Raw genomic sequence first — 16,075 nt, forward strand, 5'->3', positions numbered from 1 at the left:
GCTGCATACTTCTAGCGGCAATGCTACTTGGCCTTTGCTACCAGCAGGCCTGTCCACTGAGTCGTATACGCAGGTGAAAGCATTTCCCTGCGCATGCCCCAATCAGTGGGCTTGGTTATCCGGCCAGGCTGCAGTGTTCCGCGCCCCCAGCGTCCATTGATCGCATCTAGCGCGCTCATTAGTCGCTCAGTTTTCACTGGTTGTTCGGGGGCAAAGAGATCCTGGGTGTACTCATCCCGTCGGCACAGATCCAGAAGCAATACCTGGGCTTTGGCGTAGCTAAATCCATCCCGGTACAGCCGGCTTATGCCTTCTCGGGCTGCTGCAATAATTAGGCGCGTGTCGTCGGTCGGGTAGGGCAGTTGGCAAAGTAGGCCATTGGCATATTTGGCCTCAGTGGGGTTGAACATGCCGGTGCGCAGGCTGACGCGAATCTGCCGGCACAGTGAGCCCTGCTGGCGCAGTTTCTCAGCAGCCCTTGTGGCGTAAGCTGTGGCGGCTTCCTGAATTGGCTCGATGGTCTTCAAACGCTTGCCAAACGATCTACTGCAGCAGATTTCCTGCTTGGCCGGCGCGGCCTCTTCAAGTTCTAAGCAGGCAGTACCGCGCAGCTCGCGTGCGGTTTTCTCGATGATCACGTTGAAACGCTTGCGCAGTTCCCAAGCGTCGCAGCTGGCCAAATCCCAAGCAGTTTTAATACCGAGTGCGTTGAGATGAACCTGCATACGTCTGCCGATGCCCCACACATCTTCTACAGGCATAACCTTGAGCAATTTGTCGCGGCGGACAGGGTCTCGTAGATCAACCACACCGCCAGTTTGTCGTTGCCAGCGTTTGGCAGCATGATTGGCTAGTTTGGCCAAGGTTTTAGTGCCGGCGATACCGATGCCCACGGGTATGCCGGTTTTCTGTTTGATCTCGTTTTGCAGTGTTCTGGAAAGATGTTCCAGTGATTCCGGCATGCCGGTCAGGTCGGCAAACGCCTCATCAATGCTGTACACCTCAAGTGCAGGCACGCGTGCCTCAATGATGCTCATCACACGCTCGCTCATATCGCCGTAAAACGCATAGTTGCTGCTGAACGCCACTACACCCTGGCGCTTGAGGTCGCCGCGAATCTCGTGGAATAGCGCGCCCATCTTCACGAAAGGCTTGGCGTCTGCTGACCGAGCGATCACACAGCCATCGTTGTTACTCAGCACGACGATCGGCGTGCGCTGTAGATCGGGCCGGAATACACGCTCGCAACTGGCGTAGAAGCTGTTGCAGTCAATTAGGGAAAACACAGGCTCAGGCATGTGAACGGTGATTCCGCAGGCTGTGGCTCACGACGCCCCAAATCATCAGTTCGTCATCGTCCAGCACGTAGCGCGGCGCATAGTCCGGGTGCTCGGACTGCAGCACATAGGACTTCTGGCACTGGCCCAAGCGTTTGACGAATACATCACCGTTTAAGCACGCCACCACGACATCGCCTGGCTTTGCTTCCAGCGCACGACTGACGATCAGGTGGTCACCATCGAAGATACCCGCCCCGGTCATGCTGTCACCGCTGACCAGCACGACGTAGGTGTGCGGTGCATTGATATCTAGCAGCTCGTCCAGGGACAGCTTGTGTTCCATGTGATCCAGTGCCGGGCTGGGGAAGCCGGCCGGTATGTGCGCGTCAAAGAAAGGGAGGCGTATGCTGCTGGCGTGGAGTGCGCCAAGGATCAGGGCGTTGCTCATGAGTAATTGCCGTTAGCTGTATTTATGTACAGTATCCGGCAATTTTGAGATCCAGCAAGGCGCGTCCGTCGGTGTAGATAGGCATGTGCTCTAAATGTTTACGGGTGAAAAGTTTACGTATCGCCTTCAACGTTACAGGTGCCTATGGTTGATTCATCTCAACCCGAGGAGGTTTGCCATGATCATGCTGAGTTCGCTGACTGAACATCTTGTGCTGATAGCTGCTTTAACCCTGATGCTGGGTTTGGCCCGTGTTGCGTATGGCGGTCGGGCTAGTTGATGTTGTAGAAGCTAATTCAGGGTTTGCTGAAGTAGTTGCCCAATAGCCTCATCTGTAGTTCCTCTAAGCAGTCGACCAAACGAGGTAAATCATGCTGCATGCATTCAGTCACAAAAAGTCGAGGCTCTATCGCCGCTACTTAGGTCACCGGGATGACGTCACTGAGCGGCGAGTGGCTGAGGAGGACGAGATTACCTCCATCATCATGGGGCCGCTCGCGTTTCTCTCACCTGCTGCAATCGGTGCCTTCTGGGTAGGCTTGGTTCATTTGCGCAACCCCGAGCATGAGTTTCCTAATGGCTTGCCCACACAGGCGCAGATGCATTTCTGGCCACGCCGGTGCGGAATCGAACCTGATTTGCGCGTCGATTTAGCCTGGGGCTGCGAGACTCGAACTCTTCTGGTCGAGTTCAAATGGCGTGCGCCGTTGAGCGGTGAGCGACAATTGCACGAGCAATGGGGCACCTACATGAAAGAAGAGCAAGATCATGGCCTTCATCTTTTTATTGGATTGGAAACCAGTGCAGCCAGCTACGCTCAGGCTTGCGACGATATCTGGAACGGCAAACTCCTGATGCGATCATGGTTTGATGTGTTGAATACACTGCCGACACTCAAGACCGGGGCTGGGCTTGAGTTGAAACGATGGGGTGAGCAGGTAGGAGAATTCCTGAATCTTCTTGCAGTTCGACCGTTCCACGGCTTTCAAGAGTTGCCAGCTAGCGTTATTGCAGATGTGTCAGTTCCCATTTTCTTTTTCGCAGAGCCAGATCAGTCAACCGTGCGGAGTTCAGAGCAATGAGTAATGTTGGACAAGCGATATCCAAAGGCCTCGAATTCGCATCAAAAGTAGGTCAGGAGTGCGAAGCGCTAAGCCTGTTGTTGAGACAGGAAATCAATCATCTGCTGGAGTATCCTTCGCTGTCGCAGATCTACATGCCGGGTGATAAGTGGTCCCATAGCTACCAGACAGACGACAAAGGCTGGGTCTATACGGGCGTAGCTTGGTCTTTGGAACTCACTCCAAAAAACAAGCAAGACGTTACCCGTTACCTGTCGTTCCAGATTGCGCTGCTGTGTGATAACCCCGAAGGCGGCATGTGTTCGGAGCCGTTATTGCACATCAATTTCTGGAGTGACCCCATCAATTACGCGGGCGACTGTTACATGGGGTTCGAGATGCACGGTATCGCCCCTGCCTGCTTGGCTCTCTTGAAAGAAGGTAAAGCGCGACTCTTTCGCTGGGCGGATAACGAAGGTGGTGCCGGTCAATGGACTTATTCTCTACGCCTTGCGGACGTTAGAGGGCTAGACGATCTTCGTGCATTGATTGCTCGCCCTGTGGAGCAACTGCTGATCGAGCCTGACGAAGATAAGGAACCCTTTGCGCAGCTAGATAAGGTGGTTGTTTATTCGTCTGTGGACGACATGCCTGACTATTATCGGGTTGTTTCGAATTGAGCCGCTGACATTCCCGATTGTGTTTCTCCGCCCGCTGATCTGGAGCAGGCTTAGTCTGCATGCAGCTCCAGAGCAGCCTGGAGTCGGTGCGTGATCTCATCACGTAAATGCTTGGGTTTACGAATCTGAATTGAGCCGGCATGAGAAAGAACCCACCATTTAAATTCCCAACTGTCATTCACAGTGGCAGTCAGACTTGATCCCTGATCTTCTTCAACCAGCAGCATGTCATCTGACAGGGGGGCTTCTTGCAGAAGACGAGCAAGCCCTTCGCTTACCCAGGCCTTGAGCTGAATTTTTTGATGGGTGCCGAATTGCATGGCTCCATTAGCGACATAGCACTGCAGGCTGAAGCCGTCGGGCATTAAACAGGGACTTGTCAGCAGATGTGCCTCTTCAAATCGATGAGCCACGAACTGGCGGACGTCAGCGAACGGTTCGGCTGTAGCAATGAGATAAGTGGTGTGGGCGCGTTGAATTAAGCCCAGCGGGTTAAGGGTGAAACTGTGGAATTGATTCTTGTGTGCTGAGTAGTAGCGGCAGCTGAGCTGGGTGTCGTTCATCAGCGCATGCTGAATGACATCCAGTAGATCCCCTCTGATTTGCGGATGGATCTGTGTCAGTTCTGGTTGAACGCTGGATACCTTATCCAGCCAACGTGCTGACGGGTTCTCTTGGTTCATGGCCTCCAGCTTCTGCCGAGCTAGGTTAAAGCGCGCTTCCAGCGTTTTGAGCATTACCGCGGGTATCAATGGCCGAATGCTGTCTTCAACCAAGCGCAAGGTAAGGGCTTCGCTCAGACTTACCCCCGGTAATTCTGCAGAGCTACCGGGTATCCAGTACCAGCCGTAAGGGGTGCCTTTATCGTTACATTGCAGTGGGAAAATCTGCGACAGCTCAACCAAGTCACGCTCAATCGTGCGTTTAGTCGAATCATGACCTGCATCGCGAAGGCGATTTTGCAGGTCGAGTGCGGTCAGCCCAGGCCCACGATTGGGTAACAGCTTGAGCAGCTCCCACTGACGGGTCAAAGTGCGGCGTGTGGAGTTGGCGGGCAAACGGGGCTTCCTTGTCATGCCGAGGGCAAATGCAGGATGCCGGTTTTTTATATCTGCCGGCAACTAAGGGCAACAGAGATTGCGTTGTGAGTCTTCAGTCTCCCCTAGCAGCATCACCATAGGCGGTTCGCAGGGGTAAATCTTCATCCCTGATTTCAAAACGCTGAGGTTCGGGTTGGCTGCTTCTATAGTCTCGGTCAGCTCGGTCCACATGGTCAGTGAGAGATCGGTCGCGCCGAAGAGAATGGCGAACAAGGTCTTGAACCTGATTTTTTCGAGCTTCGAGTAAGGCACCTGCCATGGGTGATCGTAAGCAATCAGCTCATAGCGCAATAGTCGACTTCGGCTGGTTTTGAGTACCTGTAGAAAGTCAGCAAAATCAGTGCAAACCAATCCAGTACCGAATAGCGACTCACGAAGGAACTGCATCGTGTGCTGAGTCCAGTCGAGAAAGGTATCCGCCCAAGGGCTTGGCGTATACACCAGTTGATAGCCATGCTCCGGCAGCTCTCGCGGATAGGGTTCCGGATCGAGATAGATTAGTGCAGAAGCCTGTATATCCCTGCCGGAATAGCCCAGTGGCGCATTAAGCGCAAAGCAGATATCGCTCTGGCCCAGTTCCGGGGGCGCATTGGTATCCCTTTCTAGACTGGTATGAATGGACTCAATTAGCAGGCTGAAGTCCATTACGTGCATGCGCAAGCTTGCCGGAGTGTGCATCCCTGATTCGTTCATGGAGCTTCCTCAGTCAATCGTCTTCAGGCGGATGATCTTGCGTGTCTGCGCCTGTTTTACCAGCCAGGCAATAAGCTCGGCATAGTTGATGTCTTCGGTTTCGCGGATGGCTTTTCGCGACTCCTCCAGGCTACTGATCATTGATTGAATCGCATGCACGTCGATGAGGTGCGTCAGGCCTGCGCGGGCCATAAGTGTCACGGGCTCCAGCAGGGCATCGAAGGCATCTTGTTGAATCAGTAAACGCGAGAGACGATTGAGTTGTTCGCGAATGGTGGCGGGAGGCTCGCCTGAGCTAAGGAAGCCAGCGAGATTAATAATGCGTCTACCCAAGCGTTTGCTGTGCGAAGCATCTTGCAAAAGAGCTTCGAGGTTTTCTTTGATCAGGCGGTCCATGACAGGCTTCCAGTCGTGTTGATGACCGGAAGCATGGTGGAGCTACGCGACGAAATACGTCGCGATGAGCGCAGGGTAAACTGTTAGGCATAAAGGTCGTGGGGCTAGGCGCAGATGTTTGGATAGCCGAGTCGCCGTTCAGCCCCGGTTTTCAGTGATACAACCACCCTTGCAGCTCATCCAGATTCACCACCACAATCTGCTGCGCCGTCGCCTTGGCGTGCACCTTGGTTGTATCGATTTGATAGCGCTGCAACACGTACTGCACCAGCGCACCGCGAGTTTCGATAACCAGGCGACCGTTCTGCATGCCGTAGTCGGTTTCGATGATGGCTTGCTGCTCGGGTTTCAGGCGTGAGTCCGGCTCGATGATGACCTGCACTTGGCTGGACCAGCCCGGATCTTGCTCGCGGGTATGTTCGGTCTTGTCGTCCATCAGCTCGGGCACGCCACGAAAGCGGCTGAGGACGAAGTCGCGGTAGTCTTTGTTCTTCTCACAATACGCGCGCACGTGCCAGCGCATGCCGGTGTAAATCAGTGTGTGTGGTGCGATCAAGCGGGTCTCCGCGTCCGGCGTGGTGAAGGACACGTACTCGCACTCAAGGCGAAGCCCCTCGCGGCAGGCGCGCAGAAGAGGGCGCAGCAGTTCCGCGCGCACGGTGCGGTCCGGCACTTGCAGTACTTCGGTATGCGCGTAGGCCAGCGCCAAGCCCTCGATATGTGGGGCACGATCATGGTTTTGATTGACCAGGTGCAGATAAGCGCTAGCGCTGTCACCGATAAACAGTGGCGTGAACTGTTTGCTCGGCACATACCCCTTCAGATACTTGTCATATTCCAAGTTCTTCGGCGCGTGCTCGTTGATGTAGGTGTTGATGTCTTTTGAGGCCTGCTGGCGGCTAATGCCAAAGCTCTGCATCAGGTGGTTGGTAGTCAGGCGACCTTCCCACCATACGACTGTCTCGATTAGGCGATAGCGTAGGGCCAAATCCCAGCGTACGGACTCGATCGACTGCATGCGCTTCATCGTGGATTCACCTGCTTTAAAAATTTACCTGTACAGGTAACCACTGTGGATGTGTCTGGTAAAGCGACATATTCTCTCATCCAGTCAACCTCCAGTCTTCCTAGAGCGGCTGCTTGCGAAAAGAACAGTTTTTATGGCCTATCGAAATTGGCTCATAAGCGGACGATCTACGCTGTACGTAGACACTGGAACCTACCGTTGAAGGTAAGAAGTGACACATGAAACGAGTGCATAAATCGAGTCGCGCTATTTTGGTTTTGGAGTGTCCCTGGCATCTCGATGCAACTGACTCCAATCGTTCCAGCGTTCTGCCATTTGTTGAGGGCATCGCTAAGTTTGCCGGGGACGTGGAGGTTTACCACGCCAACTTTTATGACAAGGCCAGCTTGGGTAAGGCGCTGAGTTTCCTTTGTACCCCCCGCGATGGGAACACCTTGGTCTATGTGGCTGCTCACGGGCTTAACCGGAAGGTGGGAGGCGTGGATGTGGGGGAGGTACTGTATGCGGTGGGTGAGTACTCGCAGAGCTGCAATATAACGGGTGTGATGCTGGGCTCATGCTTCGTGGGCAAGCATACGGCGACGCTAGAGGCTTTCTTGCAGGAAACTAATCTACGGTGGTGTGCTGGCTATAGCAGCGAAAGTGACTGGCTCGTAGGTGCAATGATTGATTGCTCCATCCTCGGTCGAATGATTGATCTGGATGACGATGACCTGGCTTGTAAAGAAACTCTGATTGAGCGTTTAGGTGAGGCACTGCAGCCTTTCGCCGCTGACTTCATTATTGGTAACGACAGTCGCGCGCGACCGGTAGCACTGAAAGACTCTATTCAGTTTGTAGTGCAGCCCAAAGGTAAGGGGCAGCGAGCAAAAACGGTCACGGCGGAAGTCTTGGCTTACCCAGGAAATCAAGCCTGAGGCAACGTTTCAGTTTGCGTATTAATTAAGGGAGTAACAATTGATGAGTCTCAGCCAAGCAATGTCCATTGCTAGTGCCTACGAGAGGCGGCGGCAGCTCTTTGACCTACAGCATGAGGTGTTGTCGAAGCTATTCGCAGGAACCGACTTGGTTGCAGATATGCGTGTACTGAAAGAGAAGGTTGCCGACGCTCGGCAGTTCAACGTGGACGCTGGCTGGTTGTCTGTTGAGGATGAGGACGATTACTTCGTATCGATGATCAAGCGCGACTATCAAGGACACCAGATCAAGTCATTGGCAGACGTACCTCAAGCCTTGACGCGTGAGTATGCAGATCTAGATGAGGGCGGTTTTCAAGCGTATATCAAGGAGCAACGTGAGCAATGCCGTCTGGCGTATGAGGAAATGCCGGTTCTATGCGCGAGTCTAGAACACGTGCTAACTGGGGAAGTTTTTTTCGATAATTTGAGAGATCTGACAGACAAGAAAAAAGCATCGGCTATGGAGGCCAGATCGATCGAAACGCTATTGGATAACCTTGAAAGCCTATGGGCAGCCTACAAGCTGCTGGCCATTAGCCTAATGCAAATGGCCAATGAGCCGGCTGATGGCGATTTCGATCCTACATTCATGACAGCCATGTTGTTCAATGAGTGAGCGGCGGTGGCGGTTTAGCTCATCGCGCATGGAGAGAAGCTATGGCACTCATCAGCGATGAAATTCAGCAGGCTGCACGAAGACTTCTTGGTGAAGGTTTTGACACGGCTTTGGATGTTGAAGCCATTTGTGATCGATTCAGCGGTGCTTTCTTGGCTGGTCAGCTACCAGGCGATGCTTGTGAGGCCGATATTGAGTTATTGCTGGATATATCGACCCGCCTCTATTTGGAAATGGAGGTGCCGGAATACCCGGGTGATTCAACCCCCTTTGGCGGTCGTAAAATGCCAGCCTTTTTGAAACCGTGGTGAATGGTCTTGCCGCTTATCGTGAAAATAAGCTGCGCGTTGCGGAGCCTGACCGCCATTACTAAGACGAATATCAATACAGGTGCGGTGAAGTGCTATGCATGCCCAGCAAACGCGGCTCAAGGAAATTGAGCAAATACTCAGGCGATACTTCGAACCGCAAGAGAGTGGGGGGGAGAGTGACTTGAATCGTGTCCTGGCGCTGCTTATCGGGCAGGACGATCTCTTCTTTATGCGTGTAGCAAAAGTTGCTGCGCCTCTTGAGCGGGCAATGTGCTTACAAGTGCCCCACCCACGGCCTGGTAGAGTTCAGCGGATGCTGGCCTATTCCCATATACGGCATTTCTTTCATAACTTTGCAGCTAACTATTCCCTGCAGGAACGGGACTGCCTTCTAAGGGAGTGGGTGGCTGAGTGCGAACTACGGTCGGCAGACTGTGCTGAGCCCTAGCGAGGCGTCTGTAGAGTCCTGGCCTACCGATGGTTTAGGCTCCACCCAGGAATCTATGACTGAAGGGATTCTGGGGTGACAGAAAAAGGAGAACGATGCCGACAGCATTACCAGTCGGTATATGAACGGAATCAGCCAGAACTCAGCAAGGGCCGTGCTCTTGATGAATGCCTGCATCATTTCCTTGATCAACGCCCCGCAGGTAAGAACCTATCTGCCATTGACCGAGCGGCTGGTCTGGCTTCGGCAGAGTGCTGGCTCGATGTTGAGGCAGTGGCCAGTTCGGAGCTCGCCAGCCTGGCCCTTAGCAGGGTGCTGCATTTCGATAGTGCAGTCAGTATCGAGCTACTGTTGCACCTCGCTAGGCATAACCCGGAAACCCTCAGATGGGCGATTCGCTACGCGAAGCTGTTTGAACGTACCCAATCGCCTCTCTGGCTTGCGCTGCGTGCGGCGCTCGCCGGGGATGAGTGGCAAGTTTTCTTTGGTGTCTGTGATCGCTTGCTTGATCAGCTCAAGCCCTTTGATGAGCTGATTGCCAGTGCTGAAAAACAACTCAAGCATTTATCCCTGCTTGAGCTGTTTTCCTACCTCAGCGTACTGGCCTATCAGGCATTGTCCGAAGATGGCTCGAATGACCATTCTGGACAGCAGTGGAAGGTCTACAACCGCATTATCTTGAACAAGCTCCGGATTTGCCCGGAAGAAGATTTCCGTCTGAGCGAGTCACGGCTCGGGCAATCGCTGAAACGTCACCTATCACCAATTATCTTTCCTGAATCCAGTAATTCTGAGGTGGTGGCATGTCGTCAAAACCTCGAATCGTTAGCCGTTCTTATTGGGGCAACCCAAGAACGGATCGACTACGAAGGCTCAATCGACTGGTTCTGCTTCGACCCTGAGTGTCGTTACCAGCTGAAACCCGGTGAACCGGTTATCTATAACCAGTCGGAGGCGGGAACAGAACGGTGGCAGCGAACCGGGCGTAAGAGCGATCTGCTTTGGCACTATTGGATGAACCGTGCCGTGCAAGCATTTATCGACTCCGGCATGGCTGAACAAATCATCGGCTTACCTGAGAATCATGAGCTAAACCAGTTGGCCTATATAAAGGCGGTTCGCAGCAAGTTGCAGTTACAACAGATATACGGCCTGGATGAGCACGTATTGCTCAATGATGGCTCCCAGGTTCATCTTCACCACGTCTTGCTGGCCAGCGAGTTGACTTCGGTTTTCTTTCAGAAAGAGTTTATCCAGCCATTCCAGAGTCATCTGCGCGAATCGGGTGTGCTTGCCCAGGCACTAGGGCGCTTAGCTATGAATGGCATGCTGTCCGGTGAAAACCGGTTCCCCATGACCTGGTCCGAAGAGCAAGAAAAGATCCGCAAGATCACAGGCTGGACTGTTTGCGACGAATACCCGAAAGGCAGCGCCGATTCAGCCAAGGCAATCCTCACGTTCTGGACCAGCGACCTCAAGGCGCTATCACAGCAATTGAGGCAGCAGCCACGCACGCCTGCGCCGCGCATATACGAGCAGCCTTTCTACAAAATAGGCCGCTACAGCTTTCAGTTTCCTTGGGTTGGCGCCCAGCAAAACAACCTGACGGCAGCCATCAATAACCTGCGGCGCGTGAATGCGCGTCGGGCCGATATGCAGGCTGAAACCCAGCGGGTAGAACTCGCGCTAGCCGAGAGCCTTAGGCAGCGTGGCTTTGCTGTTGAAGTGGGCTATCGGCCATTGGCTACCGAAGAGGACGATGCCGGTGAGGTGGATCTGATCTGCCACCAGGATGGCGTAGTGCTGCTTCTGGAGGTCAAGTCGGGGTATATCCGCTCTTCATCCCATGAGGTCTGGCTCCATCGAACCAACACCTTGCGTAAAGCTGCCTGGCAGTTGCGGCGCAAGCAGGTTGCAGTGGCCAGTGCACTAATGACTGATCAAGAGCTGCGCGCCAGATTGGGCTATCAGGGCCTAGAGCCTGAAACGGATATGCGTGCTTGGATCGTCGATACATCTATTGAGCTCGATGGGCAGACAATCGATGGCTTCAGGGTGGTATCCCGTGAAGCGCTTGAGGTCATTCTGCGTGATGAGCAGCATCTTCTCCGGTCGTTAGACCAGCTTGATGAGGATGATCAAAGCTCATTGTTCCCTGATGGGTTTTCAGCCGAGCGTTTCGTTAAGGTCGTCGAGTCCGACCAGCTTTGGCATGGCATCTGTTAGCAGTACACGACTGTGTCCAGCAGCCCCCGCCAAAGTACGGCATACCTGACCAGTCATACTGGCTATTGGTTACACTGCGCACACCTTGTCAGGCCGGCGTTATCGGCTTGGCCTATTGCCCTCAGCTCATCGCAGCCGGGCAATACACCCATTATTTAATTCAGGCAGTCATACACAGTGATTACAGGCGCTATCAAATCCCAAGTTGACCAGATCTGGAACGCGTTCTGGAGCGGCGGTATTTCCAACCCCATGGAGGTCATCGAACAGATGACCTACCTGTTGTTTATCAAGCGCCTCGACGAGTTGCAGACGGTTAAAGAGCGCAAGGCCGCGCGCACTGGGCAGCCGATTGAAAAGCCGATATTCAGTCCCTACCAGGCGCATTTGCGTTGGGCCGCGTTCAAGGCGTTGGGTGATCCGGCCAGTCTGTACGCGCTGATTGCCGACAAGGTGTTCCCCTTTATCAAAACCCTCGGCGGTGAGGATGGCCAGTCCACCTACGCCGCGCACATGAAGGATGCGCGTTTCACCATTCCCAACCCGGCGCTGCTGGCCAAGGTGGTGGACATGCTCGACGCCATCCCCATGGAAGATCGCGACACCAAGGGCGACCTCTACGAATACATGCTTGGTAAGATCGCCAGTGCCGGGCAGAACGGTCAGTTCCGCACGCCACGGCACATCATCAAACTGATGGTCGAGATGATGGCGCCCAAGCCATCGGACACCATTTGCGATCCAGCTTGCGGCACCGCTGGCTTTCTCGTGACGGCTGCTGAATACCTCAACACCCACCACAGCCATGAGCTGTATCAGGATGCGGTCAGCGCCAAGCGCTTTAACCACGACACCTTTCACGGCTTCGACTTCGACAGCACCATGCTGCGTGTCGGTTCGATGAATATGCTGCTGCACGGCGTGGAAAACCCGGCGATTGAAAATCGCGACTCGCTCAGCGAAGGCCATGCCGGTGTGGAGGGGCAATTCAGTTTGATTCTGGCCAACCCGCCGTTTGCCGGCAGCCTGGATTACGAGGCCTGCGCCAAAGACTTGCAGCAAATCGTTAAAACCAAAAAGACCGAGCTGCTGTTTCTCGCCCTGTTTCTGCGCCTGATGAAGGCCGGCGGCCGCGCGGCGGTGATCGTCCCTGACGGCGTGCTGTTCGGCTCCAGCAAGGCGCACAAAGCGCTACGGCAAATGCTGGTGGAAGAGCACAAGCTGGACGGCATCGTCTCCATGCCCTCCGGTGTGTTTCGCCCCTATGCCGGGGTATCCACCGCTATTTTGCTGTTTACCAAAACCAACTCCGGCGGCACCGACCACGTTTGGTTCTACAACATGCAGGCCGACGGCTACTCGCTGGACGACAAGCGCAACGAGCTGGACGCCAGCAAGCACGAAACCAACAACCTGCCCGATATCATCAAACGCTGGCACAACCGCAGCACCACTGCCGGCCTGGACCGCACCGAACAAAGCTTTCTGGTGCCCAAGGCCGAGATTGTCGGCAACGACTACGACCTGTCGATCAACCGCTACAAGCAGGTGGTGTACGAGCAGGTGCAGCACGAAGCACCGCAGAAAATTCTGGCCGAGTTAAAGGCGCTGGAGGCGGAGATTATGCGGGGGATGGATGAGTTGGAGGGGATGCTTTCGTGACCCCTGTAATGAAGCGTTTTTCTGAGGTGGCAAGAGTCGTAACGGGAAAAACTCCATCTACAGCCAATGAGTTGTTTTTTGGCGGCCATATTCCATTTGTGACTCCCGGAGACCTTGATGGCGAAGCCCCTATTGTCGCTACCAAGACGCAACTGACTACCGAAGGAGCTGGCGAAGTCAACCGACTACCGAAAGGAAGTGTGCTTGTGTCATGTATCGGCACACTTGGAAAGGTTGGAATAGCTGGGGTTGAGGTTTGTACCAACCAGCAGATCAATGCGCTGGTGTTTGATGAGTCGTTGGTTGAGCCACGATATGGATATCACTTCTGCAAGACTCTCAGGCCCTATCTGGAGGGGATTGCCCCAGCTACAACACTGCCGATAATCAACAAATCACGCTTCTCTGAAGTTGAGATGCCGCTCCCGCCACTCCCCGAACAACGCCGTATCGCGGCGATTCTGGACAAGGCCGACGCGCTGCGCGCCAAGCGCCGCGAAGCCATCGCCAAGCTCGATCAACTGCTGCAATCCGTGTTTCTGGAAATGTTCGGCGACCCGCTTCTAAATCCCAAGGGTTTTCCGATAAGAAAATTATCGGAGTTCTACGTCAGCCCGCGCGATGGAACAAAGTGTGGTCCATTCGGAAGCGCTCTTAAAAAAGAAGAATTTGTCGATAATGGTGTGCCGGTTTGGAACATGGACAACATCAGCCTAGACGGTCGAATGGTTTTACCGTTTCGGATGTGGATAACCGAGGATAAATATTCTGACCTTGGCATGTATTCTGTTCGCGATGGAGACATCGTTATTTCACGCGCAGGAACTGTCGGGAAAATGTGTGTGGCACGCATGAACGGCAAACCGGCAATTATCAGTACCAATCTGATCCGGCTCAGGCTAAACGACCATTTGCGACCTTTGTATTTTGTTTCGCTGATGCTTTATTGCAAAGGGCGGGTTGGTCGCTTGAAGACGGGGGCAGATGGTACGTTTACACATATGAACACTGGCGTATTGGACTCTCTTGAGTTCCCTTGTCCGCCCATTGAACTTCAGGATCGGTTCATTACGATCACTGATGAAGTTGAACGTATTAAAAGGCGTTGTCAGGAAAGCCTGAACAATATCGAAAACCTTTTTGGTGCGCTTAGCGCGCAAGTTTTTGATATTCACGGCTAGCCCAGCAAGCAAGTAGGGTGGATCACGCTTCACCGATCCACCCTACAAAATCGGTCATAACCAGTGCCCCCGGCACGCCAAGGAACAGGCGATTCACATGGCTCAATTCTTCCCCACTCGCACCACCTGCCGCTTCGACACCCCTGGCGAACGCCGGCTGGCCGACCGTTTGGATAAGAAGCTCGAAGACGACTATCTGTGCTGGTTCAATATCCCGGTGGGGCCAAAGGCCTTGCAGCCGGATTTTGTGCTGATGCATCCGCTGCGCGGGGTGCTGGTGCTGGAGGTCAAGGACTGGAAGCTGGACACCATCCAGAGCATGGATAGAGGCCAGGCGAAGATCTTTGCCGATGGCCTGCTGAAAACCCAGAAGAACCCGATGATGCAGGCGCGGGCCTACGCCATGGAAGTCGTGATGATGCTGCAGAAGGACCCAGCGTTAAAACAGCCCGTCGGCTCGCCACGTGCCGGCAACCTGATCATGCCGTTTGGCTGGGGCGTGGTAATGACCGCGATCACCCGCAAACAGTTCGAGGGCACTGACCTGGCCGAGGTGCTGAACCCGCAGCAGGTGCTGTTTCAGGATGAAATGACCGAGACGGTAGACGCCGAAGCCTTCCAGCAGCGGCTGTGGGACATGTTTCACCATGTTTTCCCGTGCCACTTGAGCCTGCCGCAGATCGACCGCGTGCGTTATCACCTGTACCCCGAGGTGCGGGTAAATGTGCTGCCGGGGCAGTTCGGTTTGTTCGCCGAACAGGACGCGCCGCTGCCAAGCCTGATCAAGGTCATGGACTTGCAGCAGGAGCAACTGGCGCGTTCGCTGGGCGAGGGGCATCGGGTGATTCACGGCGCGGCTGGCAGCGGCAAAACCATGATCCTCGGCTATCGCTGTGCCCACCTAGCGCAGGTGTCGAGCAAACCGGTGTTAGTGCTGTGCTACAACAAATCCTTGGCCGGGCGCCTGCAACAAGTGCTGGCCGAGCGTGGCCTGAGCGAAAAGGTGGTGGTACGCAATTTCCACGCTTGGTGCTCGGACATGCTCACCGCCTTTAACGTTGACCGCCCAGATCAAAAGTTGTCGATCAACGCCAAGATGGCGCAGATGGTGGAGAACACCATCGATGGCGTCGACCGTGGGCAAATCCCCCGCGCCCAATACGCGGCGGTACTGATCGACGAGGGCCATGACTTCCAGCCCGAGTGGTTCAAGCTGGTGGTGCAGATGATCGACCCCGAGAGCAATTCACTGCTGGTGCTCTACGACGATGCGCAGTCGATCTATCGCGGCAAGGGCGGTAAAAGCTCGCTGGATTTCAGCTTCGCCAGTGTCGGCGTGCAGGCCCAGGGCCGCACTACCATTCTGCGTTTGAATTACCGCAATACCGTGGAGGTGTTGTCGGTGGCGCGGGCCTTTGCCATCGAGCTGCTGACCGCCCGCGATGCCGCCGAGGATGGCGTTCCCATCGTTGCACCACAAAGCGCCGGCCGGCGTGGCGCTTTCCCGGAGCTGCTGCGCTGTGAGTCGGATTGGCAGGAACACAACTGCATCGTTGAACGCATTCGTGACGAACAAGGCCAGGGCCGTGCTTTGGATGACATGGCGGTGATCTACCGCAGCACCGCCCAGGCCCAACGTATTGAGCGGGCCTTGAGCGAGGCCGGCATCGCCTTTGCCTCGGGCCAGTCGGCCAAAGGCCGTGGCACGTTGTATGGCAGCGAGGATGCGGTCAAGATCGTCAGCATGCATTCGAGTAAGGGCTTGGAGTTCGGTCTGGTGCTGATCCCCAACCTGGGTGAAATGCCGAAGAAAGGTGAAGACGAAGCCGACGAGGCGCGCTTGCTGTACGTGGCCATGACTCGCGCGATTGATCGGCTGGTAATGACCTATCGCGAGCCTTCCAGCTTTACCCGCAGGATTCAGGACTCAATCGGTAACGTGCGTCAGCACCTGGACGAAATGGACTCACAGAAGGCAGTCGGTTGA

At 54.6% G+C, this 16,075-nt stretch carries 15 protein-coding genes; 9 read left to right on the plus strand and 6 right to left on the minus strand.

Features of this window, described 5'->3' with window-relative positions:
* Window positions 1-23: 23 nt before the first annotated feature.
* Together umuC and AACY13_RS09860 are read right to left on the minus strand one after the other, a co-directional pair.
* Window positions 24-1,298 (minus strand): translesion error-prone DNA polymerase V subunit UmuC, encoded by a 1,275-nt coding sequence (gene umuC, locus AACY13_RS09855; RefSeq protein WP_339461119.1) that lies wholly within the window; start codon window positions 1,296-1,298, stop codon window positions 24-26.
* On the minus strand, window positions 1,291-1,728 hold the full coding sequence (locus AACY13_RS09860; protein ID WP_339461120.1) for a LexA family protein: 438 nt from the start codon (window positions 1,726-1,728) through the stop codon (window positions 1,291-1,293). The genes umuC and AACY13_RS09860 overlap by 8 nt, the downstream gene beginning before the upstream one ends.
* 371 nt (window positions 1,729-2,099) lie before the next feature.
* Between AACY13_RS09860 and AACY13_RS09865 the strand changes: the two genes are divergently transcribed.
* Window positions 2,100-2,810, plus strand: a complete 711-nt coding sequence (locus tag AACY13_RS09865) for a hypothetical protein (RefSeq protein WP_339461122.1) — start codon at window positions 2,100-2,102, stop codon at window positions 2,808-2,810.
* Complete coding sequence (locus tag AACY13_RS09870; protein WP_339461123.1) at window positions 2,807-3,469, plus strand: hypothetical protein; 663 nt, start codon at window positions 2,807-2,809, stop codon at window positions 3,467-3,469. Before AACY13_RS09865 ends, AACY13_RS09870 begins: the two co-directional genes overlap by 4 nt.
* 50 nt (window positions 3,470-3,519) lie before the next feature.
* On the opposite strand, the gene AACY13_RS09875 is transcribed toward AACY13_RS09870, so the two are convergent.
* The 4 genes from AACY13_RS09875 to AACY13_RS09890 all read right to left on the minus strand — a co-directional run bounded on the left by AACY13_RS09875 (window position 3,520) and on the right by AACY13_RS09890 (window position 6,685).
* Complete coding sequence (locus tag AACY13_RS09875; RefSeq protein WP_339461124.1) at window positions 3,520-4,527, minus strand: helix-turn-helix transcriptional regulator; 1,008 nt, start codon at window positions 4,525-4,527, stop codon at window positions 3,520-3,522.
* A gap of 63 nt (window positions 4,528-4,590) precedes the next feature.
* Window positions 4,591-5,262, minus strand: a complete 672-nt coding sequence (locus tag AACY13_RS09880) for a hypothetical protein (protein ID WP_339461126.1) — start codon at window positions 5,260-5,262, stop codon at window positions 4,591-4,593.
* 9 nt (window positions 5,263-5,271) lie between these two features.
* A complete protein-coding gene (locus AACY13_RS09885) occupies window positions 5,272-5,658 on the minus strand; it encodes a hypothetical protein (RefSeq protein ID WP_339461128.1) in 387 nt (128 codons plus the stop codon).
* 151 nt (window positions 5,659-5,809) lie between these two features.
* Entirely contained in the window at window positions 5,810-6,685 is an 876-nt protein-coding gene (locus AACY13_RS09890) for a WYL domain-containing protein (protein ID WP_339461130.1), read from the minus strand.
* A 218-nt stretch (window positions 6,686-6,903) separates the two neighbouring features.
* Between AACY13_RS09890 and AACY13_RS09895 the strand changes: the two genes are divergently transcribed.
* From AACY13_RS09895 to AACY13_RS09925, 7 genes are all read left to right on the plus strand, one after another.
* On the plus strand, window positions 6,904-7,602 hold the full coding sequence (locus tag AACY13_RS09895; RefSeq protein WP_339461132.1) for a hypothetical protein: 699 nt from the start codon (window positions 6,904-6,906) through the stop codon (window positions 7,600-7,602).
* Window positions 7,603-7,645: 43 nt separating this feature from the next.
* Window positions 7,646-8,260 (plus strand): hypothetical protein, encoded by a 615-nt coding sequence (locus tag AACY13_RS09900; RefSeq protein WP_339461134.1) that lies wholly within the window; start codon window positions 7,646-7,648, stop codon window positions 8,258-8,260.
* 41 nt (window positions 8,261-8,301) lie between these two features.
* Window positions 8,302-8,571 (plus strand): hypothetical protein, encoded by a 270-nt coding sequence (locus tag AACY13_RS09905; RefSeq protein ID WP_339461135.1) that lies wholly within the window; start codon window positions 8,302-8,304, stop codon window positions 8,569-8,571.
* 523 nt (window positions 8,572-9,094) lie between these two features.
* Complete coding sequence (locus AACY13_RS09910; protein WP_339461137.1) at window positions 9,095-11,245, plus strand: NERD domain-containing protein; 2,151 nt, start codon at window positions 9,095-9,097, stop codon at window positions 11,243-11,245.
* A gap of 177 nt (window positions 11,246-11,422) precedes the next feature.
* On the plus strand, window positions 11,423-12,907 hold the full coding sequence (locus AACY13_RS09915) for a type I restriction-modification system subunit M (protein ID WP_339461138.1): 1,485 nt from the start codon (window positions 11,423-11,425) through the stop codon (window positions 12,905-12,907).
* Window positions 12,904-14,088 carry a restriction endonuclease subunit S gene (locus AACY13_RS09920; protein WP_339461140.1) on the plus strand — a complete coding sequence of 395 codons (1,185 nt, stop codon included), beginning with the start codon at window positions 12,904-12,906 and terminating at the stop codon, window positions 14,086-14,088. Before AACY13_RS09915 ends, AACY13_RS09920 begins: the two co-directional genes overlap by 4 nt.
* Before the next feature lie 97 nt (window positions 14,089-14,185).
* The gene (locus AACY13_RS09925; RefSeq protein WP_339461142.1) at window positions 14,186-16,075 is read left to right on the plus strand and encodes a DEAD/DEAH box helicase; all 1,890 of its coding nucleotides are present in this window, start codon (window positions 14,186-14,188) and stop codon (window positions 16,073-16,075) included.

It is taken from the genome of Pseudomonas sp. EA_105y_Pfl2_R69, assembly GCF_963970915.1.
GTDB lineage: Bacteria > Pseudomonadota > Gammaproteobacteria > Pseudomonadales > Pseudomonadaceae > Aquipseudomonas.